The sequence below is a fragment of the Azospirillum soli genome (assembly GCF_017876165.1).
Taxonomy (GTDB): Bacteria; Pseudomonadota; Alphaproteobacteria; order Azospirillales; family Azospirillaceae; genus Azospirillum; species Azospirillum soli.
This window is the reverse complement of sequence record NZ_JAGINQ010000019.1, coordinates 56,199-81,130: the sequence shown is the minus strand read 5'-3', so window position 1 is coordinate 81,130 and position 24,932 is coordinate 56,199. Positions and strand designations below refer to the sequence as shown.

Genomic DNA, 24,932 nt, shown 5'->3' with positions numbered 1-24,932 from the left:
GGGGGTGAACCGGCCCACGCGTCGTACGCATCGATCTGTGGTCGCCCTTCCCCGCGCACGCGGGGGTGAACCGCAGCAGGACAGCATAGGGCTGGAGACGGTCGCCCCTTCCCCGCGCACGCGGGGGTGAACCGGTGTGCTTCCCCTGAGCGATGGCGTTGGGGTCCCCTTCCCCGCGCACGCGGGGGTGAACCGACCACATCGACGCCACGTACGTCCGCCGCGACCCCTTCCCCGCGCACGCGGGGGTGAACCGAAGACGATGGCCAGGTCTGGGGCCGCGTCGCCCCCTTCCCCGCGCACGCGGGGGTGAACCGCCGACGGTGCTGGCGCGGAAGTCCAGTTCCCGCCCTTCCCCGCGCACGCGGGGGTGAACCGGCGCCCAGGACAGTCTCCACCGCCTCGGTGGCCCCTTCCCCGCGCACGCGGGGGTGAACCGCTCGCCATCGCCAGAGAGGAAGCGACGATGTACCCTTCCCCGCGCACGCGAGGGTGAACCGATCTCGTGCGAGTACACGCTGAAGGTCCGGAACCCTTCCCCGCGCACGCGGGGGTGAACCGACGGCGGCGCCGACCCAGTGGATCGTGTGGCCCCCTTCCCCGCGCACGCGGGGGTGAACCGCATCCCGATTGGGCGCGGAGCCTACGCGATCACCCTTCCCCGCGCACGCAGGGGTGAACCGGCGAGGAACTTCTTCGCGTTCAGGTCCGAAGCCCCTTCCCCGCGCACGCGGGGGTGAACCGATGATGATCCCCGGCCTGCAGGTGGTCGGCGCCCTTTCCCCGCATGCGCAGGGGTGAACCGAACGTGAGCGGCACGATCCGGGTGCGCCGCTCCCTTTCCCCGCATGCGCGGGGGTGAACCGTCTCAGCCCTCCCCTGTGCGGGAGGGGGAGGACCCTTCCCCGCGCACGCGGGGGTAAATCAATCGCTTGGCGCAGGTCAAGGTTGCGATCACACCCTTCCTCTACTTTGCGGATGATTGTTTTGTAGGCAACCCTTCGTCCATCAGGACGTGTAAGGCTTTTCGGGACAGTCTTGGGACAATTGCTGCTTTGGAAAGCCCGCCCCAGACATGGCGAAGGCCGACAACCCATTGGGGTTTCGGCCTTCGTGGATGGTGGGCGCAACCTGCGGCCCCTACGATGTCAACGTAACCGTTCCTTCTGCTCGTGCAGCCAGCCGCTGTCGACCAACTCCACGTAGGCAAGCGGCGCCGTCAGGCGGAACTCGTCGCGCTCCTCCTCGGCCAGCCCGGCGGCGAACGCCAGCAGACCTCCTTCAAGATCGGCCACAACCGTCGTCACGCGTCGGCTGCCGGGTGATGTCGAGGCCGAACAGGCCGTCGTGCAGGTGCGTCAACTGTGCTGTGGCACTGTGCCACCCATCCCGCCACCGAGGACACGATGCCGAACACCGCTCCCGCCTGGTTCACCCGCCACGCTGTTGCCCGCGCGCATGGCTGCGACCTAGCCGTGATGTGGAAGCCCGATGGCCGGTGGGCTTGGGTGGTGATGGTCGCCGGTGAGCAGATCACCAGCGGTCTGGCGCACAGCCAGGAGGGTGCCCAGGATGCTGCGGTGGACGCCGCGCGCCGACACGCGGATGATGGCGACCGCGTGCAACCGCCGCTGCTTTAACGATGACCCAGGACAGCCCATGCCACCCACCCTTGCCGAGCACAACTTTGACGGTTTAGCCGCACTGAAGGCCGTGGTCAGCGGCACGCACTACGGAAATCTGCCGGCGGCCGTCGCGGCGCTCACCGTTTTTCCGTCGAAGGAAGCCGTCGCGCAGACTAGGAACTTGAATGTCTTCCGAATGTGGCGCCATGGGGCCAAACGCAGGGACTTCTGCGAGGACGACTCCTCGCTGATGAACGACGACAATGCCGGTCCTCACCTGCTGTTCACCACAGCGAATGTCATCCAGGTTATCCAGGAGGACGGCGAAACCAAGCGGCTGACGAGCCTTCTCGGCCGGAACCTCGCCCTGAATCACATCTACGCCGGTGACGAAGGCGATGTCGAGCAGCAGATCCTTTGCTTCACCAACTTGGCGAACCTATGCGTCTCGCCGGCCTTCCTGTCCCGCGTGACGGACAAGGACGAGGAGATCAAGGCCCTGCTGCGGTACCGGGTGGCCGACCTATATGGCTTCAACCCGACCGGCCAGCCCTTGCGCAAGCCCGAAGTCTACCGCCAACTTCCCTGGGCGCCGTTGCTCGACGGCGTCGGAAACGTTGAAGCCGCCCTGCTGGAGCGGCTCCAGCGTCACAAGACGAGCAGCGTGCGTCAGGCTGTCGAGCGAAGCGGATGGTGCTTCGACGACTTCTCATCCAACCCATTCACCGGATTGCCATTGGCGCACGGTCGCGGCGAGCGGGCGGGCACGGCTTGAAAGCCTGACGCCATCCGCGCCGCTCTCTGCAAATAAGACCCTTGCCCCATGCTCACGCCTACGACACAACGAGAACGCGATGTTGATCGCCACCACCACACCTGGAAGCAACAAGAGAGTGCTTCGTTTTGGGTACCGTGTCGAAAGTGCCGACGAGACATCTATAGAGAAGTATTTTTCGAAACCATTTTTCTTCCGGCTCCCTAACAATTGGGACAAGCCCACAGACTCCTCGGGGTTCGACATCCCGAACGGTGGTGGATGGGGAGGGGTATGGTTCTATGAGAGTTTGACTGACGCTGTCGGAAAGTGGACAAAGTTTCCACGCTCGTGGTTTTTAAGCCGCATCGATTTGCAGCGCATCAAACCTGAAAAGATTCAAGGCTTCCAGATTGTGCCAGATGGTGCTTTAGGAGCCCATGAGCGAGGTTGGATTATCGTAGGGACATTCAGCGGAGCGCAGAAGCCGTCACCTGGTGAAGGGCATCTCAACTGCCTGACTCTGCCTCACGATTCGGTCGCCGTCTGGGACGGATCCGAGCGATGGGTGCCGAGATCTGCCAAGGCGCGCGACCGAATTGTTCATACGCTCCGACGGGAAGCCTACAGAGTGCCAGGCAAAGCCCCTCCTCTCACTGGTCGGCTGCTCAACCGAATTGGGACGCTGGCGGGCAGATTGGGGATAGGAAAGTAGCCGCGATCACTTCCTGGGACGCGCGTCCACCGGTCGGGCCAAGTCGGCCCCCTCCGGCAGGGGTTCGTAGGCGCGCGGCAGCCATCGGAACGCCAGGATTAGGTCAGCCTTGCGCCGGTCGCGCGCGATCTCCCGGCGTCGGCGGCGTCTCGTTGGCGGTCGGTCGGCGGCGGGGCATCGCGTCGGCTCTGGCACGTCGCACTGTCTCATGGCAATCGATTTTGAGGGGATCGACGGATCCTCCGGCGCCGACTCCATCTCCGTTGACACAAGCCATCCCCAGCAGGCCGACGACACCCTCGTCATCCACGGCAATGGCGGCTCCGACACGCTGGCCATCAACAGGGCTGGCTCCGGTCGAATCGACGTTTACGGCGACGCTGGCGCCGATCTCATCTCGATCAAGCCACTCGGCGGCAGCGCCGATGTCCGGGTCATGGATTACGACGAGACCGCCGGGGACCGGCTCAGGTTCGCCGCGCCCTCCGGGGCGCTGACCACGGCCGACCTCCGCCTAGCCGGCGCGACCGACGACAACATCACCCTGCAGGCGCGCTGGTCGGGGACGTGGCACACGGTCGGCCGGCTCGACAACGCCAAGACCTCCGACAGCGTGCTCGACGGTGACGGCGTGGCCGACGCCGTGACGCAGGCCGCGCTCGACGCGATGCTCGCCCGCATGATCACCGCCTCCACCGTCACCGTCTGACCGCCAACCACCCCAAAAAAGAAGGACCAGCAAACATGGCCTCGACCAAGCCCACCTCCCCCTCCTCCCGGCGGCGAAAGGCCACCGGGGGCGTGGACCGCACCGACGCCCTGGTCAAGCCGGCCCTGCGCGAGGCCCTGGCCGCCGCGTACCCCGGCTGCTCCACCGCCGCCGCCCTGATCCGGGCCGCCATCAAGGGGCTGGGCCTGGAGGAGTCCCCCAACTTGATGCCGCGCAAGACCGGGCGTCCGAAGGGCGCGCGGGACCGGTCCGGGCGGCGAGCAGCGACGCCGGAACAGCGGTAGCGGGGATTCGGAGACGGGATGCGGAAGGAAGAAGGGCCACCTGGAAGACCGGGTGGCCCTTTGAGGTTTTGTCGCTGCTCCGCGGCGGCCAGACGGCGCCGGCAGGGCCAGGACAACGCGCAGAGCAGGGTAGGCGCGCCCACCACTCTGCCACGGATGCCGACCCGGCGGATCTCCCCGCGCCCGCAAAGCGCGGCCGGGAAACCCTGCATGCACCGGCCTGCGACAGGTAGGACACACCCCTTACCCCACCCACGTGTCAGGCCCGCGCCAGGGTCGCGGGTGGGTCGATCGCACACCGCCGTGCAGCGCCGACGGCATGCCGAGCGCATGCGTGGCGCATCGACAGCGCATTCCGTGACGTCACGATTTCGCTTTTTAAATCAATCAATTACGACGTTTGGCCGAGATGGATTTCGGTTGCAAACCGCGAACAAATGGAGAAGATGCAGGAACAGATACCTGCTTGCAGGGTTCGAGTCCGCAGATGCGGCGGCGATGGGGAGGATGTCATGGAAATCGAGGATGGCAGCCAGCAGGGGCCCTACATCGTCCTCCGCGATGCAGCAGAAGGCCGTCGGCATGCGATCCGGCCGAACAGCATCATGGGCATACATGAGTTGGAGGATGGCAGGACCATGCTGAGCCTGTCCGGCGCGAAGATCATTTTGCTGGACGAGGACTTCGATGCGGCTGTGAGCCGTCTCGCCGACTACGGCCCCCCCTCGCGTCCGCGTGTCCGGTGAGGCCCGCCATGGCGAGGAAATCTGAGTCCGACTTAGACTTGGCCCGGATCTACGACCCGGAGCGAGAGGTTGCGCTGTTCGGCGGCGACCTCGGGCGGCTCATCGCTCACAACGATCAGGTCATCCTGCGCGGCCGCCGCATCCGCGCGCTCCGCCGGGGCATGGCCCAGGCCGTCACTGCAGGGTGCGTCACTCCCGCCGATGGGGCCGATGACGGCCCCTTGATTCCGTTTTGAGCCGGCCATGGAGCGGAATCACATCGTCGAAGGCGGCATGACGCTGGCCAACGCGCGGCAAAACGGTGTCGCCGGGCTGGAGGGGTGGTGCGGTTGCGGCCATCACGCTGTCGTGCCGATCGGCCCGGTGATTGAGCGTCTCGGACCGGCGCGGAGCATCCCGTCGATCATGCTGACCTGCAGCCGGTGCGGCGCTCGCGTGCGTGCGCGGCCGGACTGGAGCGAGGCCAAGGCGCAGGGCAAGCCGGACCTGCGGCCGCGTCCACAGCAAAAGGATGGAGGAGTGGGTCATGGCTGACCAGCAGGAAGTTGACATTGTTGGCGAGTTACTGCGCGAGTACCTGCGCCGCCGGGGGCACGCGGTGATCCTTGGCCTGGCGACACACGCGGGTCTGCTCATCGACCACCTGTATCGCTGGATCGACGGCGACCCAGCCGCCAAGGTGACGCCTGAGCAGGTGGCCAAGATGGCCGCCCTCGCGGCCCGCGGCTTGGCCGTCAGGACGCAGGGCAGCCGCGGTTTCGCCGCGCAGGCCGAGGCCCGCGCCGCCGCTGCCCCGGCGCCAAAAACCCGTCGCATCCTCATCAAGCCCCTGCACTGAGGCCCGGCACCATGGTCACCGGCACCGATGATTTCCGCGGCCGTGTCTCGGCGGCGTCGGGCCTGGAGCCCGCGCGGTTGGAGGATAATGACTGGATGATTGAGGTCGCCCTGTTCATCGAGCGCCGCGACCTGATCGAGGAAGCCGCCCGGCTCTACGGTCTGCGCCGCCTTCGCGCCGTGCTGGCCGACATAGCGGATTCCGGGGCGGTCTTCCCGGCGACCGTCGGCCGGCTGACGCGCCTGTTGGACCGCATCGCAGCCCAGCACCCGGATCTCGACGACGATCCCGCGCTGCGGATCGAGGCCGACAACGTGCCGCCGCCTCCGCATCCGGGCGACTGGACGCCACACCAGAATCACAGCGGGGAGGGCAGGGATGATGATCGCAGCAGCGCAGACGACCACGGCGGACGCCTTGGTGAAGGACCTGGCCGCTGGGATGGCCGCCGCCGCCGCGGTGGAGAAGGCGGAGCCGACGCCCCTGTCGGTCGCCGTGGCACAGGCGCGGGCCACGCTGGTCTACGGCCTGCAGCGTGACGCGCACAGCCAAGGCCCGGCGGTGTCCGGCGCTGCCCGGGCGCTGCTGTTGCGTGGGCGGTAGCCGGCGCCGGGACAAACACCAGGCTCCGGCCCTTCCCCATTGGGGAAATGCCGCCCCAAGCCCCCTGTGAAAATTTGCACACCCCTGAACCAGCGCAGTTGCGGGCCTCGATTGCGCTACAGCCGATCCCAGGACCAAGGGCCTCTGTACAAGTTTGCCGGTCCGCCGCTGTGGGTGCCGCGGATCGCCGTGGCGTGGGCACGGATCACGTACTCCGCCGAGCCGGGGTCCCCGTCGCGGACGACCTGTTCGGCGTCGCCAGCCGTTTCGGCAACGGCGTGCCAGATCACCGCTGGCACCGTCTCCTCGGCGGCGCGGAATCCCAGGACGGCCCATGTCTTCACGGTGTCGACTCTCCGGTCGGATGGCGCGGCACCGTAGCACGGCCACGCGTGGCCGTGCGCCTTTTGTTCCGCATCCGACATCGCCGCCTGGCCGCCTCGGCTTTCGCAAAAGTTAAGGTTGACGCGACTTCCAGTGCCGCGATCACGATGGTGCTTGCGAAAGTTCCGGGGCCGCGGGAGCGTGTATTGAGCGGCAGCCAATCCGGTTGTCGCGGTGCACGACTCAGGAGAAACGCACCATGTCCACGGACATTCTCTTCTTCGCCTCGCTGGTCATTTTGGCCTTCGTCGGCTTCGTTCGCGCCGTCGTCCGGAGTGATACGACGCTCCGCTATGGCGCGTCCTACCTTGTCTTCGCCACGCTGATGGCGTGGGCTGGCCATGCCTGACGACGGCGTAACGGCTGGATGAGGCGGCGGGGTGTCCGGACACCCCGCCGCTTCTGTGTCAGCGGTGTCAACGGAGTCAGCGGGGGCGCATGGTTTCCTCAGCCGCGAGGTCGGCCGACTGGTCCAAGGCTGCCGCCCGGCGCTGGTGCAGGCGATCAAGGACGCCGCCGACGGTCAGCGCCGGAGCCGCCGGCTGCAGATCCATTTCCGGCCGACGCTGCGCGATCTCGGCGAGCGCGCGGGCCATATCCAGGTCTTCCTGGGAGGCGACCGCCGGGTCTGACAGGGTGCGGGCGGCCACCTCGTACATTGACCTTGCCGCCTGGGCCATGATGGTCTCCGGGCTGCACCCGGACGGATCCAGGCCCGAGCCGATCATCTTGCGCTGGTGGTCGATCATCATGGCGTTCGCCGCCGCCTCACGCTCAGCGGCCGGCAAGGTGGTGAGGGCCGAAATCGACGTGTTGATGCTGGTCAGCATGGCGCAGTAGTGCTGGGCATCGAGGCCAAGCCCGTCGTCCATCAGGAGGTCGGCAAGGTCGGTGGTAATGCGCCCGCGCAGGGCCTCGGCGTGCGCCTCGATTTCGGCCGCCGCCACCGGAACGCCCGCGCCCAGCCCGAATTCCCGGAAATGGTCGGCCAGGGAGCCCCGGATCGACGTCTCAAAAGCCGCTCGCTGTTCCAGCGACAGCGGCGCGTTGCCGGCGTCCAAGGCCTGCATCAGGCGGGTCTCGATGGTCTCGCGGGCGGCAACAGCCTTCTCGGCGGCAGCCTGCGGCTGGTCGTCGGCCGGGCGAGCCTCCATGAGCGCTTCCCGGATGATGCCCTTCACCGTGTCGGACGAAAGGATGTGGCGCACCGCGTCAAAGGTCTCCACGCCGGCCAGTGGAGTGCCGTTCGCTAAGGCGGCCTCGCGCTTGCGGTCGAGGAAGGCTTCGGTCGACGAGGTGATCATGGCCGTGCGCAGCGCTTCGCGCGCGGCCGGCCAGGTCTGGTCGGCCACCATCGCCGCGCGGAAATGCGCGGTGGCCTGGCGGTCGGACATGCGGCGCAGATCGTCGATCTGCTGAAACAGGAGCCAGATTTGGAGATCCCGTTCCCGGCGCGCCTGGGCGGCGCGTTGCGCCTGCTGGCGGCCCCGGAATTCGTCCAGGCGGCGGTTCTCCAACGCGCGCTGCCGGGTGTCGGCCTCGGCCCACTCGCGGCTCAAGTCGCGGGTGCCGCGAACGCGCTGCTCGGCGGCGCGGGTGATGCCGGCCGATGCCCCGGCAGACAGTCCGGCGGTCAGGCGCGGCGCGATGGCCGCCGCCGTGGCGGCGTCCAGGCCGCGCAGGTAATCCGCGACCTCATTGACCTTGCGTTGCTCGGTCCTGCTCAACTGCGCCATGCTCTTTCTCCCGCGCTTGCGGGATCATGGTCTCACAGCGAAGCGAAAATAAGCCGGGCCGGCCGACCGGAATCGATGGATTCCGCGGCTTGCTCAAGCCACTTCGGCGGCCTTGGCGGCGGCGCGCTCGATGGCTGTCTGGACGCGTCGCACAGGGTCGCTGATGGGCCGGACGATCCAGCCGTTCGCGCCGGCCACCCTGAGTGCTTCGACGGCCAATTCCGGCGACGGGTCGCTGGTGATGCCGATCACCGGCTTGTGCCGCGTGCCTTCTTCGGCGCGCAGGGCCTGCACCATCTCCAGACCATCGGGCCGCCACTCGACGATGAGCAGGTCCCATTGCCCCCAGGCTCCGGCGGCGACAACGCCCTCGACCGGCGGCTCTTTGCCCTCGATGACCGTCGAAAATCCGGCGGCCTGCAGGACATCACGATCCGATGCGCGCAGGGCGTCGTTGGCGTTGATGAGCAGGATGCGGGTGTTCTGGATGTCCACGGTGGCGGCTCGGATCGGTTGCGGATTCCGATGTCTATGCCTCGGCAGCGGCGGGCGCAAGGGCGCCGGGCGGGCGCGACCAGTCCACAAATCCGGACGCGCATGTCGCCGGGGTGGCTTGCATAAATCCGGGTGACACTGGAAAGACCGGGGTTTTTCCGGCTCAAACAGAAGGGTTTTCATCATGACCGCATCTGCAGTCATCGCCACCGCCGCCGTCGTCTGTCTGGCCCTGTTGGGCGCCTACTGGGTTGCCTGCCTGATGCGGCACAAGCCGACGATCTACGTCACCGGCATCGCCTACATGGCCGTCCACGTCCTGGTCGGCGGCTGGGGAGTGATGGGCTGGCTCCAGCCGGCCAAGGCCGTCGTCGAGACGAGCATCCTGTCTTACTGACGGCGCGGCCTCCGGGCCGCCGAAGGGAGACGCCGGGCGCGCCGCGCCCGGCCTATCCTCGCCTGTCTATGCCTGCGCTCGTCGCTTTGATCACATCGTCAGCAGCGGCTCGATCGCCCGCACGAGCGGGCCGACACGCTGGATGATGAGGTCTATGGCGGTGAGGATGACGATAATTTCCTGGAGGCCGGACATGAGGGTTTTCCTTGGGTTCGGCGGCCCGGGATGGGCTGCGGTGCCCCCGATCATCCCCGGTGTCGATTATGTCTCGATTGCGGATTCCGGCATCTCACGACACTAGTGGCGGCGGGGACGAAGAAAACGATCATTACCACCTTGACGCCAAGCCCACGCTGCCTCACCTTAGGTGTTGGCCGCCCAAGCCCAACTTACCGCCGAGTTAAACGTGGGCAAACAGAGCACCAAGTCGACCTCGCGTTTTGCTGGTCGATGTTAAGCGGCGGGCATCGACACCACCCCAGCATGAGGCGACTCTCATGACCGCTCTGATTCTGACCGCCGACAACGTTTTGACCGTCAAGCGCGCCGTGCGCGACGTCATACCCGACGCGAAGTCCTCGCACCTGTCCGAAGCCATGGCCGCTGCGGCTGGCTACAGCAAGCACGCTGCTCTGCTCGCCGACATTGAGCGCCGTGATCCGCGGGATCCGGAGATCCGCCTTCTCGATGAGGTGGCGTTCTTCCGGCGCCTCTCCGAACTCGGCGTCGATGCCATGTCGCCCGACGACGGGCTGGGCCTGTTCGCGTTTCTCCGGGTGCCGGAGGACGGCAAGATCCTCATCAAAACGCGACCGGCCTCGGCCGACGCAATCGACTACACGAGCATCCGCGCACGGGCTTGGCGTAACGTCATGGTCGCGGCGGTGAACACGGCCGTCGAGCAGCGCCTCATCTCGGTGAGGCCGGGTGATAACCGCTGGCCGGGCTGGACCCCCGACCGTGCCCAACAGCACCGCCAGCCCGGCGGTTCGGGCGCCGTGTTCCGTTTCACCATCGGGGACATCCCGGCCATCGGCTACGTCGGCGACGCGGGATTCGACGAGGTGTCCGTCCACGTCGCGCTGTGGCCGACCGATCGTGGTGAGGAGTGGGTGTCCGTTGGCAATGCGGGCTTTAACGCCGGCGATGTATTCGCGTCCGGCTGGCTTGAGCGCCGGACCGGTGCCTGGCTCCAGTACAGTGTCAGCAGCCTCAAATGCCGCAAGCAACGCCTGGAGACTGTCGCGTCTCTGGACATCAAGCCGACGTGCTTCGGCGACCGTGGCCGTTTGATCATGTAGTAGGGCAGGGCCTCCCACGCGCAGCCCGGCGCCGGACACAAAGCGGGGTTCGCGCAGAGGAAGTCAAGCGGGGCGGGAAGCGCCCCGCGCCTCCCAGGACCTTCGCCACCGAGGTTCCGGGATTTTCAACAAACCGCGGCTTAACGGTCGCCAGCGGCAGCGTTGGCATGGTGCCGGAGATGGACGCGGACCGCTTCCAAGTCCTCCGCTCTGCCGGTGGCCATCCGCTCCAGCGGGCTCCGGCCGCCGAACGCATCAGCCGGCGACCGCATCCAAGTCAGCACGTCCTCCGGATCGGCAAACAACCGACCCAGGTGATGGATGATGACGGTGATCGCGGTCAGGCGCTCGCTCACGTGCTGGTCGTCCAACGCAATCTCAATGCCGACGCCGCGCCGCCAGCCCTGCAAGACGCCGTGCAGCCCGGCACCCAGGATGGCCATGACCTGTTCGTCCGTCGCCCCCCAAAAATCCAGGGCCTCCAAGGCTTTGGCCATGGATTCGCGTGTGATCTCCAGATGTCGCGGCCGGGATGCGGCGGCGATTTCCGTCGGCGTCGGGACCGGCGCCGCAGCCACCTGATCTTCCAGGCGCAGGGCGATTGCCTCGGCCAGCCGGTCGGCGATGAGGCGCATCACCACGTCGGGATCGCTCACCTCGGCCAGGATGCCCGATTCCAGCACATGCTGGAGGGTCACGGGCTCCGGGCCGCTGTCATCGACGTTGGCCGTGAGGATGACGTCGCGGATGATGTCGGCGATGATGCTCTTGTCCACGGCCACGCTGTCCTCCCTGCTCCCGCGCGCGCATGCGCGCGTGCTATTATATATATGGAGGGCTGGCGTGGAGGAGGATGACGATGGCAACCGAGGTCTGCTCGATCATCGGCGGCTACACAGGGTGGCTGTCGGATGACGCTGACGACGGCCACAAGATTATGGCCCGTCTCGGCAGTGATCGCTACGTGATCTCCGGCCCTGACAGCCGGGCCCTGGAGTGGGGGTTCCAGCGCGACGCGGCCGCGCACTGGCTGCGGCACCTGGTGACGCGGATCGCCGGCCGGCCACCCAGGTGAGCAGCATGTCGGAGCCGAGCGACATCGACCAGCGCGCCGGCTACCTCCGGGCGCTCACCGAGGCCGCCGAGGAGGTGTTCGACTGCCCGCGGGAAATGCGCGTGCGCGTGGTTCCCGGCACCGGCGGCACCGTGCTCGTCGTCATCGACGACACCGCGACATGGCGGCGGCGCAGCGGCACCTGCGACCCGGCCGGCGTCGGCGGCATGGTGGCTGGACTGATCGACGATTTGGTCTTCGATCTCGCGTCGGTGGCGGCCGGAGAAGTCCCGCCTGACTATGGCCCGCATGCGCCGGAGCATGAGCGCCGATGACAAACCACGCTGACGCCTGCCTCGACGCCGTGTTGGCGACGATCAACGCGCCCAGGCCGGTGTGGCTGACCGGCGACGGGCTGCTGGAGTGCCTGCGCGCCGACTCGCCGGACCCGCAGTGGCGTCCCCACGTCGAGGCGCTGTTCGACGAATGCTCGGAGGAGGCGTTGCACGACTTGGTGCTCGCCGGCGTCGTCGATTTCGCGACGCTGGAGCGTGCCCTGGCGGTCTGGGACCTGGGCGACGCCCGCGCGGCGCCGTGGGTCCGCGAAATGGCTTGGTTGACGCGCGAGTATGACCGCCTCAATTCGGTCGGTGACATAACATGAGGGCTCCGGAGAACCGCCATGACCGCACCATCGATCGTCAAACCCGCCACCGACCTTCCCCCACCGCCGACCCTCGCCGGCCTGCTCGGCCGCGAGGACTATGTGCGCCTGGCGCCGGCGACCAACGGCGACGTGGCTACGCTGGCGGGGTCCGTGGACGGTGAGCCGGTGGCGACGCTCGATGACATCTGGATCGTCCGGATGGACGAGCGCGAACACCTCGGCGCGCCCTGGGCGACGTGGCTGCACACTGTCGGCACGGTCGAGGGCCTGGATGAGCCGGTCGTCACGAGCCCGATCGAGCGCGTTGACGCGGCGCGCGGCGTCGTGCTGACGCAGACGGGCTCCGTGTACGGGATCCGCGGCGGGTTGGCAGCGCTCGGCGAGGGTGAACCGCCGGTGGACCACCTGCTCGCCTTCGCGCGGGCGTTGCGCCAATGGGGCTACGGGCGCGCCTGTGACCTACAAGCCGCCGGATGGGTAGAGCCGGCGTCGGCCGTACGCTGGGGCGGCTGGCCTCCAGCAGCGTGATGGACGGGCGCCGTCGTCCCGGTGGCGTGTTCCTGGAGCCGGGTCCGATGCCGCGGCCGAGTGGTGCGGGCAGCGGTTGACGGGACGGATGCCCCCCACGATCCTTTCGCCACTGGCGCCGTGGCGGGCTTGGCCCGCCGCGGCCTGCGCAGCAGGGGTGTGGGGGCGGTCCGGCCAGTCAAGCGGGGGCCAAGGTTCCGGCGACGCCGTGAAGCGGTCGGGATGATGAGGTATTCGGAGCGGGGAGACGGGCCCCGCTCCGCCCGACCGTAGGCGTCGATCCGGAAAGCCCCCGCGACCGCAACCCGGTCGGCCGACAACCGATCCCGGGACCTTTGCCACCGTGTTCGTCGCGGCCGTCCTCCTGCCGGAAGACGTCCGGATGCGTTGCGGCGACGGCCGGCTGGGCGGCGTAGCGTGGTGGTGCGACAGGATGGAGGCGACGATGGCCACCGCCGACAACGACGACCTGGTGCTGCTCTACAGCCACATGATCGCCAACCTCGACCGGATGCTGGAGCGGGCCAAGCGCCTGCCCGAGCCCGACCGGGCGATGGTCACCGACCTGTTCGGGCGCCACCGCCGGGAATGGGCGAAGGAACTGCGCCGCGTGACCAACTGATATCACCGCCGCCACCGAATGACCTCGGCTGGAAAATTCCTCCAAGTGAATTTCCCCTGCCCTCCCCGCTCCAGTATCCCGCAAACGCCGGTCGTGAAATCGCGCTGACGGCTCCGCCTCCGGATCATCCGTCGCGCCTTCAAATGCGAATGCACGCAAAAGGCGCGGTGAATGGCCGCCGGAGCGGGCGACCGGCAAAGGCAAATGCCGTTCCAACGAGCGCCCTTCCCTGCCCGACCGGCGTGAAAATTTTCACGCCGGTTTTTCACGCCGGTCGGACCGGTTGGAACCTTTTTTCAACGCAATCTATGGGTCATTATATTGCATTCGCGGCGGACCCGCCGGACCGATGGACAGGCCACCCATGACCGACACCAACCATCCGTTCCACGACCGGCCGACCGATCCGGAAGGCGCGCCCCGCCGACAATCCGCGTCACCGACCATCACCGACGCCGAGTTCGAGGTCGTGGTCGTAGACGACGCCGAACCGAATCCGCCTGGCGGTGGAGGAACGGGGGCGCTGGTGCCCGTCCCATCGCCGACTGGGGCGATGGACGTCTGGGTGGAGCCGCAGCCGATCCGACGGACGGACCACGACATCATCCTGGGCTGGCTGGCCACGCAGAAGTCCGACCGGACACGGCGCGCCTACCGCGACGACATCGAGGCGTTCCTGGAGTGGGTCGGCCGGCCGCTCGCCGCGATCACCGACGCGATGATCCAGCGGCATGTCCTCACCATGACCGCCAAGGACGGCTCGCCGGTCTCCGACCGCACGCGGGAACGCCGCCTGACCGCCATCCGGTCTCTCTTCAAATACGCGGTGGGCAAGCGCCACCTGGCCATCAACGAGGCAGCAACCGCGAAACTGCCGACGCCCGAGGACACGCTGGCGGAGCGCATCCTCACCAAGCGCGCCGTGCGCGCCCTGGTGGCGGCCGCGAAGCCCGGACGCGACCGCGGGCTCCTGGCTCTTCTTTATATTGCCGGCCTGCGGGTCAGCGAGGTGTCGGGCCTGTGCTACCGCCACCTTGCGCTGTCGGAAAACCCGACGGCGGAGCGGGCCGCCGTGCTCACCGTCTACGGCAAGGGGGCTAGAACCCGGCACGTCGCGCTTCCGGAAAGCATTGTGCATGACCTGGAGCACCTGCGCCGCCGGACGGCCGCCCTCAACCCGGCCCTGGTCGAAGCCGACCAGCCGATCTTCCGCTCGCGCAAGACGGTCGGCCGGAATGCCGGCCATCTGCACCCGAGCAGCATTCACCGACTTATCAAGGCGGCGCTGGAAAGCGCCCGGCAGCAGGCCGTAGCGGCCGGCAACGAGCGGCTGCTGGCCGACCTCAAGGCCGGGACGAGCGCGCACTGGTTCCGCCACGCCCATGCCAGCCACGCCTTGGAGGCCGGGGCTGATCTGGCCTTGGTTCGTGACACCCTGGGCCACGCCTCGGTGGCCACGACCAACCGCTATCTGGCGACCAACACCAAAAAATCGTCGGCGCGTTACGTCAGCGTGACCCTCGATGACCTGTGATCGCGGCACCGATTTCCGGCACCATCACCCAGCCCGCGAGCGTCTCCTGCAGTCGCACGATGCCAAGATCATTTTACGCCGGATATTGGCCGGCCGCTGGCGGTAATCGGGCTCGGGCACCCGGTCTATTTTGGCCGGTTGCCGGAACGGCAGGGCATTCTTAAAGCCGCAAAGCGGGTCATTGGGATGGTGTTGAACCACGTTGAACGCTGAAGCAGTCCCGCATCGGCGTATCCAAATGGCAGTTCTCGTGGAAGGCAACCGCCCGAGTACCGCCGGGGCTTGGTTCCATCTGCCATCGGCTAACCATGCCGCCTCCGTTCACATTGGGCGAAGCCCACGGATGGCTGAACAAGAACGACATATTGTCGCTGATTAACAGTCATTATGTCTTGCTGGAGACGACAAACTGGTACATCATGACAGGAGGTTGAATTTGCGAGCACCATCATGACCGAAGCCGATCCTGTTGATGATTCCGTCTTCCCGAAGCGGTCGCCCGACCAACTCCTGGCCGAGTTTCGGCGGTTGCTGGAGGAAATGGAAGAGACACCGCCGGAATTGGCCAAGCGAATGCACGGTCTGGGGGATCATCGCTCCGTGGCCGCCATCCTTCGAAGCATCCAGCGCATGGCCTCCGGTGAGACCGGGGTTTCTGGTGAGATGCTCGTGATCGCCAGGATGCTTGTGCATCGGCAGCGTCTTCTTCGGACGCAATACGCCAATCTGGATTGGAAAAGGCGTCCGGACGGACGGGTTTACGCGGTGATCGGCAACCTATTCGAAATCAATCTAGTTCCGCAGACGCGAGGCCGCTGGCTAGTCAACGTCGAGCATCTTCCGACTCGTTTCAGTCCACCCTGGCCGGTATGGCAAGAGAGCCTCGATGCTGCCAAAAGGAAGGCGATCACCCTACTTGGCGATGCGGAACTGCATATTATGTTAAACCAGTTGGAGGTGCAGGAAGGCCGCCAGTGATGGCGCGGCGGCCCACTGTCAACTGATCATTTCGCCCCGATAGCGCATCGGGCAGCACTTCACGACGCATGGGCCGACCAGCGCTTCTCGGTTGATCGGTAAAAGCATCGGCGACGGTCGGCTGCCCACCGGAAAAACGTTTCGTCTCGGATCGCACGGCTACTTCTGGCAGGAGGCGACAAGCCCCTTCAGCATTTTTCTCGCCTCCGCCGTGATCTTCATCTCGTATCCGTAATAGAAGTCCGGATTGAGCGGCTGCAACGCGTACCGGATCATGTTTGAGGAGGCGGCCATCGCCGCAACATTGGCGGGCAGTACGTAATGCCCGGCAACGTACTCACCGCGACGCTCGAGAAGTGCCCCTTTGAATCCTTTGACAGCGATCGGCGTCTGATCAAGGGTCAGGGTCTGCGGAGGATTCCGGGCTGCCAGAGCAAAGGATTCATCAGCCCCCATGAACATCGCGGTGAAGTTGATCTCCTTGTCCTCGTTGCAGAAGAAGATGGCTTTGCTGGCGCCATTCCAGGTTTCCTGCTGACCTTTCACATAAAGGCCAAAGTCCAGGGACTCGATGGTCCACTTCGGATCCGTCCCCGAGTGGACGACGCGGTACCGTTCAAGATCCGACGGGGAGAGCACAACCATGTCGCTGCTCGACGCACGGGTCATCACGGGGAAGAGCCCAGAGTCGATCCCCATTTCGCCGAGGTAGGATACCAGGAGCGCGCTCACCATCTGGGCGGCATCGCTGTCCTGTCCGGTTGTCCTCGAAAATGCGAAGCGATGGACACCATACTTGGAGCCGGACGGAACACTGCGGAATTTGCCCCCGAGAAACGCGGTGGCGCAGGCGCTGTAGCAGTAACCGGGATCAATCCCGCTGTCTGTGGTCCTGCGAACACCAATGGTGGTCGAGAAGCCGCGCTTCCGAAACTCGCGCCCGAGGGCAATGCCTTCGGCAAGGTTGCCGCCAGGCGAATTCAGAATGACGCTTGATCCATCGGGAACGTTGTTGGCTTCCAGGAAAGCGGAAAACCGCCTCGACGCACCCTTGTCGAACGGGCCGAACAACTGGATGCGCCACGCCGTCCCGGTGACCTGCGGCAGCCACGGGGGCTCGCCCATGAACGTCAGATGGTCGTCATCGATATGCTCAATGATGGGACCCGGCTTTGACGAAGCGGTCGGCGGGCCGGCGGGTCTGTTCACCTCACCAGAAGCCGCCCCTCCGCTCGCAGGCGCCGACGTCGAATGCCCGAGACCGTCCAGGTACGCCGTGCGCGCTGCGAGGTTCTCACCAACACAACTCCGGCTTCGGGCGATGACATCCGCTGGCGGCACACCGCGTCCCGGCACGCCACACATCCGGGTGTAGTCAGCGATCCACTGCTTCTGTTCGGCGGTCAGGGTCTTCCGGCGGTCCTCATCGAGCGATTTCCGCAACACGTTCCAGACGCTCTGGAGTCGGTCAACGCTCTCCACCAGGTTGGTGTCCGAGCAGATGACGTGATCAACTGCGAGATATGCCTTCGAGCAGTCGAAAGCCTTGCTTTCGCTCACTCCCATGGCTGCGGTGGCCAACCCGAACGCCACCACAGAGAGTCGAAGCGCCCTCATATGCTCTTCCCGTCCACCGAAAGACCCGCCGTTCCACACCCCTCAATAGCAATTCTCTCGTCGCTCGGTCAATTTCCCCAGGGTCTCGGTATTCGATCCCGACTTGCGTTTCCGCTCGTTTGTTCGCGAGCCGAACACCTCGGCCGCCTTGGCAATGATCTGGCCCATTATTGCGTCCGCGAGGCACCTCCGCGGCTTTCTGTTTCCAGAGTTCGCCTATGAAGGCATTGGTCGGAGGTGCGCACGTGGACGCGCCGCTGCCTGACGAGGATGAGGACGGCACGCTTGCGGCAAATAGCCCGCAAGAGCCGACCCCTCAGCCCGCGACCAATGCCCGCAGTCGGTCCACGATGGCGTCGATCTGTTCGGCATCATAGCAGCACAGCCCCTTCAACACGGCGCGCGCCGCGGCTTCGGCCTCCGGGAATAGGGCCTTGGCCGGCTCGCCCAGGACGTACCGCCTCGCGTCATGCGTGATCAGCACGTCGCCTTCCTCCACGACAACCGCACCCGTCACCACCCAGCGGCCCGGCAGCACGCGGCCGACGAGGTGGCGGTCACCGGCGACATGGAGAGTGCAATACCGCTCGATCCGGATGCCCCCGACCGTCCGCTCCGCCATCACCTCAGCCAACGTCCCACTCCTCTCCGATCCCGCCAGGCTCAAGTCTGCCGGGCCGGGATTCCGGCCGCAACCAGCCCATCGGCCTACGGCTTGTCGCCGTCGCGCTCGATCTCGTCCAGGTGCTCTTCGACGGCCTTCGCGCCGGCCGGCGTGGCCAGCAAATCGGCGGGCCGTTGACCGTCCAGGCCGACTGCCGGGATCAAGAGCCACGCTTCGGCGGCCTCCAGCGATCCGAGAACCTGCGCGGCTTTCGCCAGGATTCGAATTTGGTCTTCTTCGGCACCCACCGGACACCTCCGCAGGCTTTCGTTTCCAGGTCACCGATCACAACAGTCGTTTCCAGAATTTGTCGCCGCGGTCGCCACTTCCATCATCCGCTTGTATTAGGGCGTGACTTGCCCTTGTCGGCTCACACTGCATGTGATTACCTTGTGGCAGTCGTTTGGGTTTGGTTGGATAAGGGCAGGAGGGTGTGATGCAGGTCGATCTGGAGGGCGGCACGCCGGACAAGGCCACCCTGCGCTCCCTCCTGCTGCAGTCCATCGGGGAGGCCCGTTCACGGGGCATCACCGGGTGCGATGCCTTGCTCGACCAAGCCCAGGCCGCTGTCGGGCGGTGGGCGGACGAACATCACCAGACCGTTGATCTGGCCCAGGTCCGGCAACGGATGCTGCGCTTCGCCGGCGGGCCGGACGCTCGGATCTGGTCCGAGCCGATTCCGCCGCGCGAGCCGCTGCCGGCTGGGCTGGCGGCGCTGATCGAGCATGCCTGGCGGAGTCACGAGGCGTGCCTGTGGGCCGAGGATATCGACCGGGACGCCGATCCGCGCGCCATTTGGCTGGTGGTCGCCCGGGCGCTACGGGAGCGGGGATCGCCCGATCCGCGCGCATGGTGGCTGGCCGGGGCGATCGAGCGGGCGGCCGCAGATGAGGTGAGGCCATGATCCGGCTGACGATGACACTTGTGCCGTACGGCGAGCCGGTTGCCGGCGAACACCCGTTGCTCACCGGCTCGATCTGCTCGACCGTCGGCGCCGAAGGTCAGCCGGCGCATGGCTACCGCCTCGCCGTGGCCAACTGCGCCGGGGTGGGCAGCGTCGTAAAGGGCGAGGTCTCCAAGGATCGGTCAGGGCACCGGAATCCTCTTCACTTGCTGGCCGCCGTTGCGGCCGACCTCGACCTGGAGGCGTTGGGCATCGACTACGCGACCACACTGGCTGATCTGCCGGTTGCCCACCCGGAACGTCGGCAGGACCGCCGGCGCCGCATCGACGACACGGCCTCCGAGTGCATCGACCGCATCCGGGCCCTGGCAGCCGCCGGCGAAGAGGGCGTGGCTGCGCTACGGCAGATCGAGGCGGCGTTGGCCTCGGCCAAGGCCGGCATCGCCGCGCCGCCGCGCGGAGCGGAGGGGCCAGTCACGGATCCGGACGTAATCGATGCGATCGCCGACGGCTGCTACCCGGAGGATCGATGACGAATCCCGATGACGGTGACGACCTGGAGCGCGACATCGCCGCTGGGATTTACAAGCCCGCCGGGCCGTTGTTCGCCAGGATGAGGGCGCTGGTCGGCGACGCGCGCGGGGACTTGGACGCGCCGCTGCCCGATGAGGATGAGCCCGAGCCCGCGCCGAGGCCCAACGCCGAGCGCGTCAACGACGCGGCCAAGCGCCTGATGCATCGCCTCATCGCCCGGCGTCTGCCGCGCGAGCCCGACCTGCTCGCCCGCGCCCGCGCACGTGTCGCCGACACCGGAACGCCGCAGCCAGATTGCGTTGCTGAGTGGCGCGCCCTGCTCAACCTTCCCTTGGCCGATCTCCGCCGACGGATCACCGAGCGCAGCGAAGAAATGGAGCGCTTGCGGTCCTCGTCACCGCTCCTTGGTGATGGCTACTACGCCGACATCGACCTTCGGCGAAGGATCTGGCGGGCGGCAAGGAGGATCGCGCAACAATGACGAAGGCGGCCCGGCTGGGGATTGCGCGCTCCGAACTCGCGCGTGCCCTGCTGTGGATCCTGCCGCCGGATGCCCGCCGACGCCTCGCGGCGCGGTGCCGTGGCGCGCGGGCGCGCGATCTGGAAGAGGAGGCGCTGTGGGGATTGGTTGACCGCGCAACGGAACGGCCGATGCGCGTCCGCCCGGCGGTGCACGTCCTGGGTGGCCAGCCAGTTGCCGTCCTGGAAGTCCAACCGGAACGCGGTATCCTGCTGGCGCATCAAGACCGTGCCGTCATCGCCGAACTGCTTGAGTACGGCATCACGGCCGACGGGCCGGACGGCGAGCACGACGCGATCTACGTCCTCGCCGACGGCTTGGACAGGCAGCACTTGACCGTGGAGCCGGTGGCACCGGACGGATGGAGGCTTGGCTCTTCCCCAATGGGGAAGAGCCAATATTCATGATTTGTTCTGTTTTCGAGCGAGCCGCATATGGGGCACAGAAGCGCGTCAGAGTCCTGTCTCAGGCGCGCTTTCGGCGGGAGATGAGGCATAGGGCGAGGTCATCGCGCCAACGCTCTGCCGCGCCAGCGTTCTTCGTCACCGCCGCCTCGATTTCGGGGTTTTCCGACAGAAAAACCCAACAGCCGAATAACAGACCGCGCATCCGCGCGACCGACACAACGCCACATCAACACCGGAATCCCCACGACGGCCCGCACCGGCGGACGCCGCCCCGCGCGCCGCGCAACACTGCCATGCGGCAGGAGAACCCTGTCAAAATACCGACTTCTTCACTTGAATAAAATATTCAAGGCTTATAGAACGCTTGTATTCGCGCTCAATAACTGTAAATTGGCGCTTTGAGAACTGGAACGTTTTGAGGGACGGCGCGGCGCAGGCGATCTAATATTGATGACGTCCCAAGCAAGGAGGTCATCGGACATGACGAAGATTGCCGCTTTTCTTGTCGCCATCGCGCTCGCCGTCGCCGCCCCGGCCCTGCCGCCGGCCGTCGAGCCGCCGCCGCAGCCGGTCGTCACGACCGTCGGCGGGGTCAAGCCGCCCAAGCCGACGCGCAAGCGCCGGCTGACGCGCACGCGCTGACCAAGCCCTTCAGCGCCGGCGGGCGGGCTCGCGCGAGCGGCCCGCCCCGGTGCGCCCCGGCCGGGCAGCCCTTCCGCGGCCGTCCCGATGGCGCCGGGAACCGCCGCCTCAGAACAGCGTCATCTGCCGCGACTGCTCCTCGATGCCTTCGGCGTGGCGCCTGGCCGCGGCCTCGGCCTGCTCTTGGGCGGATTCCATGCTGAGCGCGCCCCCGTTGGCGACGTGCTGTCCGCCGGCAACGACGAACCAGGCCCAGGTGTCACCGGCGCCGGTAGTCGCTGAGACCGTGAGGTCGCATCCGTGCGCCGCGGCTCTGGCCGTCGTGTAGGTCCACCTGATCCTCTTCGGCATCCCGCCCTCCGCCGCTCCCCGCCGCCGACGTTGTAGCCCGGCGAACACGGTCGGATGGAGTGGATTCTTAGCGACTCACCAACAGGATACAGTGGTCAACAACTGCCGCAGGGCCCCATATGTCGATTCTTCTCAGCGTCGCACTGAGCAGCGTGCTGATCGCTGGCGGCCTCCATCTCCAGGGTATCGCAGAGCGGCGCCGGTTCGACCGGCGAAATGAGCACGGCATCCAGGTCTTAGACGACCACGCGACGATGCAAAGCGAGGTCGCGATCGACACGCTGTTCCACCTTGGCGGCTTTGCGCTCGTGTGCCTCGGCATCGGCGGAGTCCTGTACGGGGTCGCGCTGCAGGCTTTCGCCCGCTGAACACAGGCCGCACCGCGAAAACAACCCCCCGCTGGCACCGTGTTCCGGCACCGGAGTTTCGGACACGAAAAACGCAATCGCGTCCGTTGAGGCGGATGCGTCGAATGAGGCGACAACGCCAACGCACTGCAGTGCCTCGGTTTCTGGCCCGGATGAAGGCCGGGGTGATCGGGTGGAAAAATCGCTGAAATGGTTTCGGCGTTTCAGTGGATAGCCTGTCGCGCGACGGTGAGGGCCGGCAGGAACGGCTCGCGGGGCGAGAGGAATCACCCGCACCTTTCCGAGGGGATTGGCTCGCGGACGTCAGCGGCGCCCCCGTGCAAGGCCCGGTCCTGGGCGGAATACCTCGCGGACATCGAGGCTGGGGCGGGACTGTGAGAGGAACCGCCCACAGATTGGCGGCGTCGGACATCACCAAGAGGACACACCCGCGGCCCGAGAGGAATCGCCCGCACTCCGGCCTCGGCGGCGCCACGCCGATCGAGGTCGCCCGACAAACATCGCCGCAACTGGGGCCGGGGCATGCCCCGGCCCCAGTTGCCATCGCCGCCCATTCAGGGCATCAATCGAGAGGACTCGCTCTCTGAGTGGAGGAGGCTCGGGGAGCAGGTCACGTCCCAGAACTTCGGCCGCGCCACGCATGAGGTCGGGGCGTCCGGAGCGCTCCATCGACGCGGCCAAATCGGAAGCGTGCCGGACGCAGGCCTCGCACAGATCGCGCGCGTTCATCGCCATTGCCAGTCCCATGGGTGCCTCCGCAACCTCGACGCCAAACCCTGTTCGCGGAACTATGCCATCGAATCCTGCAGGAATCGGTGGGCGGCATCGGAGAGGCGATGGATTTCGGGCGCGAGGACCTGCGTGGGGAACGTCAGCCCTGCCCACGGAGGCGCAGCAGCGGAGCGTCATCCTCGTCCGTGCTCAGGCGCTTTACGCGGCGCTGGCGCGTCTCCGTGGCCTGTGTCGATGACACCGGCACGAAGCCATCCGGCTTACTTGTGCTGCCGGTGATGGCCTGAAGCACCAAGGTGTTGGCTGCCTCCAACTGCTTGGCGCGACGCAATTGGGCCATGAACTCCTTCGACGGCGTCATGATGTAGGTGATGTCGTCGATCCTCTTGCCCTGCTTGTCGAAGTCTTTTTCAACGCGATCGAGGATTCCCTCCTCAACCAGCGCATCGACGGCGGCGGTTACGACGCGCAGCGTATCGCGACGCCTGCTCCACTCATTCATACCGCTGTACTTGACGATCTCGTCTGCAGTCAGCGTTACCGGTTGGACGTCACAGGCGAGCAAGGCTCCAATGTCGCTGACCTCGCCGTACTCGACCGAAAGGCGGTTGTAGAGCCATCGCGAGACCGGGCTCTTCAGTTTCATGAGCCAGCGGTACGACACCGGCTGGAATTCCAAGTTCCGGATCGCCGACGAGACCAGAGGATTGAATTCCAGGTAGGTCTCCTCGGTGGTCTCGTCCTCCTCCACATGGTCGGATCGCCCGCGGATCGCCATGACCGGGAACGCCGTGGATTCCAAGAGATTCGATCCGCGTCCGGGCTTGCGGCCCGCGTCGGGACTCCTGGAGATGATGATGCGCGCGCGCGCCAGGACATCCAGCGCCTCGCGGATGTTGGTCAAATCGAGCGTGCGGTTGACGGCCCTGAGTTCCCGCTTGATCTCATACAGCGAGAACTTCATCTGCACCTTGTCCCGGTTCTCGCCGGCCAGCGACAAGCGTGAGCGGTCCATGGCCAAGCGCCGGATCACCTGCTCGACGATCTGTTCCCGCTCACCAGGAAAAACCTCAACCTCGACCATCGTTGACGGATCCTGGGCAACGGCCGGAACCGCTGCGTCACCCTCCTTCTTCGGCGGCGCGCGATAAATGCGGGCTGGTTGTAGCGTCAGTCGGTAGGACCGCCCCTGGAAGTCGAAGTCCCGGTGCACAGACCTGACGAACTGGTCCTTGGCGGCCTGAACTTCACCAGCCGCAGTTTCGTCGCGTCCGCTTGGGCCACGGGCAGGAAAGACAAAGCGTGGCGCGACATCGTACATCGCAATGAGGTGCGACTGCGAGCGGTCCTCATGCTCGAACAGCACCAACTGCGCCGCGGTGGTCGATGTCTTGTTGCTGCTCATGCGCGCCTCCCTGATCACGACCATACAGACCCGGACCAAAGCCCAGCAAGTATGCCCCAGCACCGACCGCCTTTGGAGGTGTCGTAAAAACTCGCGGACCTGTCGTCACAGCCCGCGATCATGTCGCAAAAACTCGCGTTTCTCTGGCCGCCGTCTCAAGCGCTGGGTTCGCGGGAAGGCCCCTCCCTCGAATCGGAGATCACCAATCGAACCCTGCTCAGCGAATCGCGAGTTTTCCTGACTTGGGCCGGTCGCGCCATCCCTTCCAGTCGGTGGAGGCGGTCTCCTCCGCGGATTTGCACGACATCCGCGGCATCGGGTACCGGCGTTTGCGGCGCCATTGGCAGCACCGCGAGTTTTCCCGACATTGTCTGACGGCGGCAGCGCTGTTGAGCAGCCGAATCGCGGGTTTTTCCGACATGCCTGTTCTTCGCAGGCTTTGACGTCGCATCCAGGCGCGGGTTTTCCCGCCATGATCCGCTCACGCACTGAGGGCCAATCGCGAGTTTTTGCGACAGGGGGCGCCGTCCACCGCCGTGCTGCCGACCGGGGAGCGTTCAGGGAAACGCGAGTTTTCACGACATCCTATCGGGTGTCGCATGGCCCCGTTGGCCACGTTCTTCCAGTCGGCCAATCACCCGTGTTCCGATTCGCGGGCCATCCGCGAGTTTTCGCGACAGGGTCGCGGGTTATTGCGCTCCATTCGCGAGTTTTTACGACCCATGCGCGGGACCGAACGACATGTCCAAAAAACCCGCGATTCGGCACGACTCGAGGACATGAGGAATCCTACCCGC

At 66.3% G+C, this 24,932-nt stretch carries 36 protein-coding genes and 1 CRISPR repeat array (1 of these 37 only partly in view); of the genes, 26 read left to right on the top strand and 10 right to left on the bottom strand.

The features are described from left to right. Nucleotides 1-927: a CRISPR direct-repeat array (repeat unit 29 nt; unit sequence CCCTTCCCCGCGCACGCGGGGGTGAACCG); it reaches 78 nt to the left of the window's first position. 221 nt (nt 928-1,148) lie between these two features. Further along, entirely contained in the window at nt 1,149-1,307 is a 159-nt protein-coding gene (locus tag J2852_RS24165) for a hypothetical protein (protein ID WP_209880651.1), read from the bottom strand. A 99-nt stretch (nt 1,308-1,406) separates the two neighbouring features. Between J2852_RS24165 and J2852_RS24160 the strand changes: the two genes are divergently transcribed. The 10 genes from J2852_RS24160 to J2852_RS24115 all read left to right on the top strand — a co-directional run bounded on the left by J2852_RS24160 (nt 1,407) and on the right by J2852_RS24115 (nt 6,295). Next, nucleotides 1,407-1,640: a hypothetical protein gene (locus J2852_RS24160; protein WP_209880650.1), complete on the top strand. Its 234-nt coding sequence runs from the start codon at nt 1,407-1,409 to the stop codon at nt 1,638-1,640. 19 nt (nt 1,641-1,659) lie between these two features. Next, complete coding sequence (locus J2852_RS24155; protein WP_209880648.1) at nt 1,660-2,400, top strand: hypothetical protein; 741 nt, start codon at nt 1,660-1,662, stop codon at nt 2,398-2,400. 79 nt (nt 2,401-2,479) lie between these two features. Next, entirely contained in the window at nt 2,480-3,094 is a 615-nt protein-coding gene (locus tag J2852_RS24150) for a hypothetical protein (protein ID WP_209880646.1), read from the top strand. Between the two features lie 208 nt (nt 3,095-3,302). Then, nucleotides 3,303-3,803 carry a hypothetical protein gene (locus J2852_RS24145; RefSeq protein ID WP_209880644.1) on the top strand — a complete coding sequence of 167 codons (501 nt, stop codon included), beginning with the start codon at nt 3,303-3,305 and terminating at the stop codon, nt 3,801-3,803. Nucleotides 3,804-3,838: 35 nt separating this feature from the next. Continuing rightward, nucleotides 3,839-4,108: a hypothetical protein gene (locus tag J2852_RS24140; protein WP_209880643.1), complete on the top strand. Its 270-nt coding sequence runs from the start codon at nt 3,839-3,841 to the stop codon at nt 4,106-4,108. 512 nt (nt 4,109-4,620) lie between these two features. After that, the gene (locus tag J2852_RS24135) at nt 4,621-4,854 is read left to right on the top strand and encodes a hypothetical protein (RefSeq protein WP_209880641.1); all 234 of its coding nucleotides are present in this window, start codon (nt 4,621-4,623) and stop codon (nt 4,852-4,854) included. A 38-nt stretch (nt 4,855-4,892) separates the two neighbouring features. After that, nucleotides 4,893-5,090: a hypothetical protein gene (locus tag J2852_RS24130; RefSeq protein ID WP_209880639.1), complete on the top strand. Its 198-nt coding sequence runs from the start codon at nt 4,893-4,895 to the stop codon at nt 5,088-5,090. Nucleotides 5,091-5,097: 7 nt separating this feature from the next. Beyond that, nucleotides 5,098-5,388, top strand: a complete 291-nt coding sequence (locus tag J2852_RS24125) for a hypothetical protein (protein WP_209880638.1) — start codon at nt 5,098-5,100, stop codon at nt 5,386-5,388. Beyond that, a complete protein-coding gene (locus tag J2852_RS24120) occupies nt 5,381-5,692 on the top strand; it encodes a hypothetical protein (RefSeq protein ID WP_209880636.1) in 312 nt (103 codons plus the stop codon). Before J2852_RS24125 ends, J2852_RS24120 begins: the two co-directional genes overlap by 8 nt. A 378-nt stretch (nt 5,693-6,070) precedes the next feature. After that, the gene (locus tag J2852_RS24115; RefSeq protein ID WP_209880635.1) at nt 6,071-6,295 is read left to right on the top strand and encodes a hypothetical protein; all 225 of its coding nucleotides are present in this window, start codon (nt 6,071-6,073) and stop codon (nt 6,293-6,295) included. 116 nt (nt 6,296-6,411) lie between these two features. Here the strand turns inward: J2852_RS24115 and J2852_RS24110 are convergent, their stop codons facing one another. Next, nucleotides 6,412-6,639, bottom strand: a complete 228-nt coding sequence (locus tag J2852_RS24110; RefSeq protein WP_209880633.1) for a hypothetical protein — start codon at nt 6,637-6,639, stop codon at nt 6,412-6,414. 239 nt (nt 6,640-6,878) lie between these two features. On the opposite strand from J2852_RS24110, the gene J2852_RS24105 reads away from it, so the two are divergent. Further along, on the top strand, nt 6,879-7,028 hold the full coding sequence (locus tag J2852_RS24105; RefSeq protein ID WP_209880631.1) for a hypothetical protein: 150 nt from the start codon (nt 6,879-6,881) through the stop codon (nt 7,026-7,028). 76 nt (nt 7,029-7,104) lie between these two features. On the opposite strand, the gene J2852_RS24100 is transcribed toward J2852_RS24105, so the two are convergent. Together J2852_RS24100 and J2852_RS24095 are read right to left on the bottom strand one after the other, a co-directional pair. Beyond that, nucleotides 7,105-8,415 carry a hypothetical protein gene (locus J2852_RS24100; RefSeq protein ID WP_209880629.1) on the bottom strand — a complete coding sequence of 437 codons (1,311 nt, stop codon included), beginning with the start codon at nt 8,413-8,415 and terminating at the stop codon, nt 7,105-7,107. A 93-nt stretch (nt 8,416-8,508) separates the two neighbouring features. Further along, nucleotides 8,509-8,910, bottom strand: a complete 402-nt coding sequence (locus J2852_RS24095) for a response regulator (protein ID WP_209880627.1) — start codon at nt 8,908-8,910, stop codon at nt 8,509-8,511. 184 nt (nt 8,911-9,094) lie between these two features. On the opposite strand from J2852_RS24095, the gene J2852_RS24090 reads away from it, so the two are divergent. Together J2852_RS24090 and J2852_RS24085 are read left to right on the top strand one after the other, a co-directional pair. Continuing rightward, nucleotides 9,095-9,307, top strand: a complete 213-nt coding sequence (locus J2852_RS24090; RefSeq protein ID WP_209880625.1) for a hypothetical protein — start codon at nt 9,095-9,097, stop codon at nt 9,305-9,307. 497 nt (nt 9,308-9,804) lie between these two features. Continuing rightward, nucleotides 9,805-10,608 carry a hypothetical protein gene (locus J2852_RS24085; protein ID WP_209880623.1) on the top strand — a complete coding sequence of 268 codons (804 nt, stop codon included), beginning with the start codon at nt 9,805-9,807 and terminating at the stop codon, nt 10,606-10,608. A gap of 140 nt (nt 10,609-10,748) precedes the next feature. Here the strand turns inward: J2852_RS24085 and J2852_RS32270 are convergent, their stop codons facing one another. After that, nucleotides 10,749-11,390: an antitoxin Xre/MbcA/ParS toxin-binding domain-containing protein gene (locus J2852_RS32270; RefSeq protein ID WP_209880621.1), complete on the bottom strand. Its 642-nt coding sequence runs from the start codon at nt 11,388-11,390 to the stop codon at nt 10,749-10,751. 77 nt (nt 11,391-11,467) lie between these two features. On the opposite strand from J2852_RS32270, the gene J2852_RS24075 reads away from it, so the two are divergent. From J2852_RS24075 to J2852_RS24045, 7 genes are all read left to right on the top strand, one after another. Continuing rightward, nucleotides 11,468-11,683 carry a hypothetical protein gene (locus J2852_RS24075; protein ID WP_209880619.1) on the top strand — a complete coding sequence of 72 codons (216 nt, stop codon included), beginning with the start codon at nt 11,468-11,470 and terminating at the stop codon, nt 11,681-11,683. A 5-nt stretch (nt 11,684-11,688) separates the two neighbouring features. Next, nucleotides 11,689-11,997 carry a hypothetical protein gene (locus J2852_RS24070; RefSeq protein WP_209880618.1) on the top strand — a complete coding sequence of 103 codons (309 nt, stop codon included), beginning with the start codon at nt 11,689-11,691 and terminating at the stop codon, nt 11,995-11,997. Continuing rightward, nucleotides 11,994-12,326 (top strand): hypothetical protein, encoded by a 333-nt coding sequence (locus J2852_RS24065; protein ID WP_209880616.1) that lies wholly within the window; start codon nt 11,994-11,996, stop codon nt 12,324-12,326. Before J2852_RS24070 ends, J2852_RS24065 begins: the two co-directional genes overlap by 4 nt. Nucleotides 12,327-12,344: 18 nt before the next feature. Beyond that, nucleotides 12,345-12,857, top strand: coding sequence for a hypothetical protein (locus J2852_RS24060; protein ID WP_209880615.1), 513 nt, complete (start codon nt 12,345-12,347; stop codon nt 12,855-12,857). 343 nt (nt 12,858-13,200) lie between these two features. After that, the gene (locus J2852_RS24055) at nt 13,201-13,479 is read left to right on the top strand and encodes a hypothetical protein (protein WP_209880613.1); all 279 of its coding nucleotides are present in this window, start codon (nt 13,201-13,203) and stop codon (nt 13,477-13,479) included. Nucleotides 13,480-13,843: 364 nt separating this feature from the next. Further along, entirely contained in the window at nt 13,844-15,013 is a 1,170-nt protein-coding gene (locus tag J2852_RS24050; RefSeq protein WP_209880611.1) for a tyrosine-type recombinase/integrase, read from the top strand. Nucleotides 15,014-15,463: 450 nt separating this feature from the next. Beyond that, a complete protein-coding gene (locus J2852_RS24045) occupies nt 15,464-15,991 on the top strand; it encodes a hypothetical protein (protein ID WP_209880609.1) in 528 nt (175 codons plus the stop codon). Between the two features lie 159 nt (nt 15,992-16,150). Here J2852_RS24045 and J2852_RS24040 read toward each other — a convergent pair whose 3' ends face one another. From J2852_RS24040 to J2852_RS24030, 3 genes are all read right to left on the bottom strand, one after another. Then, nucleotides 16,151-17,608, bottom strand: coding sequence for a lysozyme inhibitor LprI family protein (locus tag J2852_RS24040; protein WP_209880607.1), 1,458 nt, complete (start codon nt 17,606-17,608; stop codon nt 16,151-16,153). A 316-nt stretch (nt 17,609-17,924) separates the two neighbouring features. After that, nucleotides 17,925-18,242: a hypothetical protein gene (locus J2852_RS24035; protein ID WP_209880605.1), complete on the bottom strand. Its 318-nt coding sequence runs from the start codon at nt 18,240-18,242 to the stop codon at nt 17,925-17,927. Nucleotides 18,243-18,316: 74 nt separating this feature from the next. Next, nucleotides 18,317-18,520, bottom strand: coding sequence for an antitoxin Xre/MbcA/ParS toxin-binding domain-containing protein (locus J2852_RS24030; protein ID WP_343206809.1), 204 nt, complete (start codon nt 18,518-18,520; stop codon nt 18,317-18,319). Nucleotides 18,521-18,708: 188 nt separating this feature from the next. Here J2852_RS24030 and J2852_RS24025 point away from each other — a divergent pair, with 188 nt between their 5' ends. The 5 genes from J2852_RS24025 to J2852_RS24005 all read left to right on the top strand — a co-directional run bounded on the left by J2852_RS24025 (nt 18,709) and on the right by J2852_RS24005 (nt 21,279). Further along, the gene (locus tag J2852_RS24025; RefSeq protein ID WP_209880604.1) at nt 18,709-19,176 is read left to right on the top strand and encodes a hypothetical protein; all 468 of its coding nucleotides are present in this window, start codon (nt 18,709-18,711) and stop codon (nt 19,174-19,176) included. Beyond that, on the top strand, nt 19,173-19,709 hold the full coding sequence (locus J2852_RS24020) for a hypothetical protein (RefSeq protein WP_209880603.1): 537 nt from the start codon (nt 19,173-19,175) through the stop codon (nt 19,707-19,709). The genes J2852_RS24025 and J2852_RS24020 overlap by 4 nt, the downstream gene beginning before the upstream one ends. Then, on the top strand, nt 19,706-20,191 hold the full coding sequence (locus tag J2852_RS24015; protein WP_209880602.1) for an AbrB/MazE/SpoVT family DNA-binding domain-containing protein: 486 nt from the start codon (nt 19,706-19,708) through the stop codon (nt 20,189-20,191). The genes J2852_RS24020 and J2852_RS24015 overlap by 4 nt, the downstream gene beginning before the upstream one ends. Continuing rightward, nucleotides 20,188-20,637: a hypothetical protein gene (locus J2852_RS24010; protein ID WP_209880601.1), complete on the top strand. Its 450-nt coding sequence runs from the start codon at nt 20,188-20,190 to the stop codon at nt 20,635-20,637. The genes J2852_RS24015 and J2852_RS24010 overlap by 4 nt, the downstream gene beginning before the upstream one ends. A 480-nt stretch (nt 20,638-21,117) precedes the next feature. Then, on the top strand, nt 21,118-21,279 hold the full coding sequence (locus tag J2852_RS24005; RefSeq protein WP_209880600.1) for a hypothetical protein: 162 nt from the start codon (nt 21,118-21,120) through the stop codon (nt 21,277-21,279). Nucleotides 21,280-21,387: 108 nt separating this feature from the next. Here J2852_RS24005 and J2852_RS24000 read toward each other — a convergent pair whose 3' ends face one another. Further along, nucleotides 21,388-21,630, bottom strand: coding sequence for a hypothetical protein (locus tag J2852_RS24000; RefSeq protein ID WP_209880599.1), 243 nt, complete (start codon nt 21,628-21,630; stop codon nt 21,388-21,390). A gap of 119 nt (nt 21,631-21,749) precedes the next feature. Between J2852_RS24000 and J2852_RS23995 the strand changes: the two genes are divergently transcribed. Next, on the top strand, nt 21,750-21,998 hold the full coding sequence (locus J2852_RS23995; RefSeq protein ID WP_209880598.1) for a hypothetical protein: 249 nt from the start codon (nt 21,750-21,752) through the stop codon (nt 21,996-21,998). An 871-nt stretch (nt 21,999-22,869) separates the two neighbouring features. On the opposite strand, the gene J2852_RS23990 is transcribed toward J2852_RS23995, so the two are convergent. After that, entirely contained in the window at nt 22,870-24,135 is a 1,266-nt protein-coding gene (locus tag J2852_RS23990) for a plasmid replication protein (protein WP_209880597.1), read from the bottom strand. Nucleotides 24,136-24,932 lie beyond the last annotated feature (797 nt).

What these genes read in the sequence shown, in the direction of transcription:
- J2852_RS24160 (WP_209880650.1), top strand. Translation starts at nt 1,407, where the DNA reads ATGCCGAACACCGCTCCCGCCTGGTTCACCCGCCACGCTGTTGCCCGC.
- J2852_RS24155 (WP_209880648.1), top strand. Translation starts at nt 1,660, where the DNA reads ATGCCACCCACCCTTGCCGAGCACAACTTTGACGGTTTAGCCGCACTG.
- J2852_RS24150 (WP_209880646.1), top strand. Translation starts at nt 2,480, where the DNA reads ATGTTGATCGCCACCACCACACCTGGAAGCAACAAGAGAGTGCTTCGT.
- J2852_RS24145 (WP_209880644.1), top strand. Translation starts at nt 3,303, where the DNA reads ATGGCAATCGATTTTGAGGGGATCGACGGATCCTCCGGCGCCGACTCC.
- J2852_RS24140 (WP_209880643.1), top strand. Translation starts at nt 3,839, where the DNA reads ATGGCCTCGACCAAGCCCACCTCCCCCTCCTCCCGGCGGCGAAAGGCC.
- J2852_RS24135 (WP_209880641.1), top strand. Translation starts at nt 4,621, where the DNA reads ATGGAAATCGAGGATGGCAGCCAGCAGGGGCCCTACATCGTCCTCCGC.
- J2852_RS24125 (WP_209880638.1), top strand. Translation starts at nt 5,098, where the DNA reads ATGGAGCGGAATCACATCGTCGAAGGCGGCATGACGCTGGCCAACGCG.
- J2852_RS24120 (WP_209880636.1), top strand. Translation starts at nt 5,381, where the DNA reads ATGGCTGACCAGCAGGAAGTTGACATTGTTGGCGAGTTACTGCGCGAG.
- J2852_RS24115 (WP_209880635.1), top strand. Translation starts at nt 6,071, where the DNA reads ATGATGATCGCAGCAGCGCAGACGACCACGGCGGACGCCTTGGTGAAG.
- J2852_RS24105 (WP_209880631.1), top strand. Translation starts at nt 6,879, where the DNA reads ATGTCCACGGACATTCTCTTCTTCGCCTCGCTGGTCATTTTGGCCTTC.
- J2852_RS24100 (WP_209880629.1), bottom strand. Translation starts at nt 8,415, where the DNA reads ATGGCGCAGTTGAGCAGGACCGAGCAACGCAAGGTCAATGAGGTCGCG.
- J2852_RS24090 (WP_209880625.1), top strand. Translation starts at nt 9,095, where the DNA reads ATGACCGCATCTGCAGTCATCGCCACCGCCGCCGTCGTCTGTCTGGCC.
- J2852_RS24085 (WP_209880623.1), top strand. Translation starts at nt 9,805, where the DNA reads ATGACCGCTCTGATTCTGACCGCCGACAACGTTTTGACCGTCAAGCGC.
- J2852_RS24075 (WP_209880619.1), top strand. Translation starts at nt 11,468, where the DNA reads ATGGCAACCGAGGTCTGCTCGATCATCGGCGGCTACACAGGGTGGCTG.
- J2852_RS24070 (WP_209880618.1), top strand. Translation starts at nt 11,689, where the DNA reads ATGTCGGAGCCGAGCGACATCGACCAGCGCGCCGGCTACCTCCGGGCG.
- J2852_RS24065 (WP_209880616.1), top strand. Translation starts at nt 11,994, where the DNA reads ATGACAAACCACGCTGACGCCTGCCTCGACGCCGTGTTGGCGACGATC.
- J2852_RS24060 (WP_209880615.1), top strand. Translation starts at nt 12,345, where the DNA reads ATGACCGCACCATCGATCGTCAAACCCGCCACCGACCTTCCCCCACCG.
- J2852_RS24050 (WP_209880611.1), top strand. Translation starts at nt 13,844, where the DNA reads ATGACCGACACCAACCATCCGTTCCACGACCGGCCGACCGATCCGGAA.
- J2852_RS24045 (WP_209880609.1), top strand. Translation starts at nt 15,464, where the DNA reads ATGACCGAAGCCGATCCTGTTGATGATTCCGTCTTCCCGAAGCGGTCG.
- J2852_RS24040 (WP_209880607.1), bottom strand. Translation starts at nt 17,608, where the DNA reads ATGAGGGCGCTTCGACTCTCTGTGGTGGCGTTCGGGTTGGCCACCGCA.
- J2852_RS24025 (WP_209880604.1), top strand. Translation starts at nt 18,709, where the DNA reads ATGCAGGTCGATCTGGAGGGCGGCACGCCGGACAAGGCCACCCTGCGC.
- J2852_RS24020 (WP_209880603.1), top strand. Translation starts at nt 19,173, where the DNA reads ATGATCCGGCTGACGATGACACTTGTGCCGTACGGCGAGCCGGTTGCC.
- J2852_RS24015 (WP_209880602.1), top strand. Translation starts at nt 19,706, where the DNA reads ATGACGAATCCCGATGACGGTGACGACCTGGAGCGCGACATCGCCGCT.
- J2852_RS24010 (WP_209880601.1), top strand. Translation starts at nt 20,188, where the DNA reads ATGACGAAGGCGGCCCGGCTGGGGATTGCGCGCTCCGAACTCGCGCGT.
- J2852_RS24005 (WP_209880600.1), top strand. Translation starts at nt 21,118, where the DNA reads ATGACGAAGATTGCCGCTTTTCTTGTCGCCATCGCGCTCGCCGTCGCC.
- J2852_RS24000 (WP_209880599.1), bottom strand. Translation starts at nt 21,630, where the DNA reads ATGCCGAAGAGGATCAGGTGGACCTACACGACGGCCAGAGCCGCGGCG.
- J2852_RS23995 (WP_209880598.1), top strand. Translation starts at nt 21,750, where the DNA reads ATGTCGATTCTTCTCAGCGTCGCACTGAGCAGCGTGCTGATCGCTGGC.
- J2852_RS23990 (WP_209880597.1), bottom strand. Translation starts at nt 24,135, where the DNA reads ATGAGCAGCAACAAGACATCGACCACCGCGGCGCAGTTGGTGCTGTTC.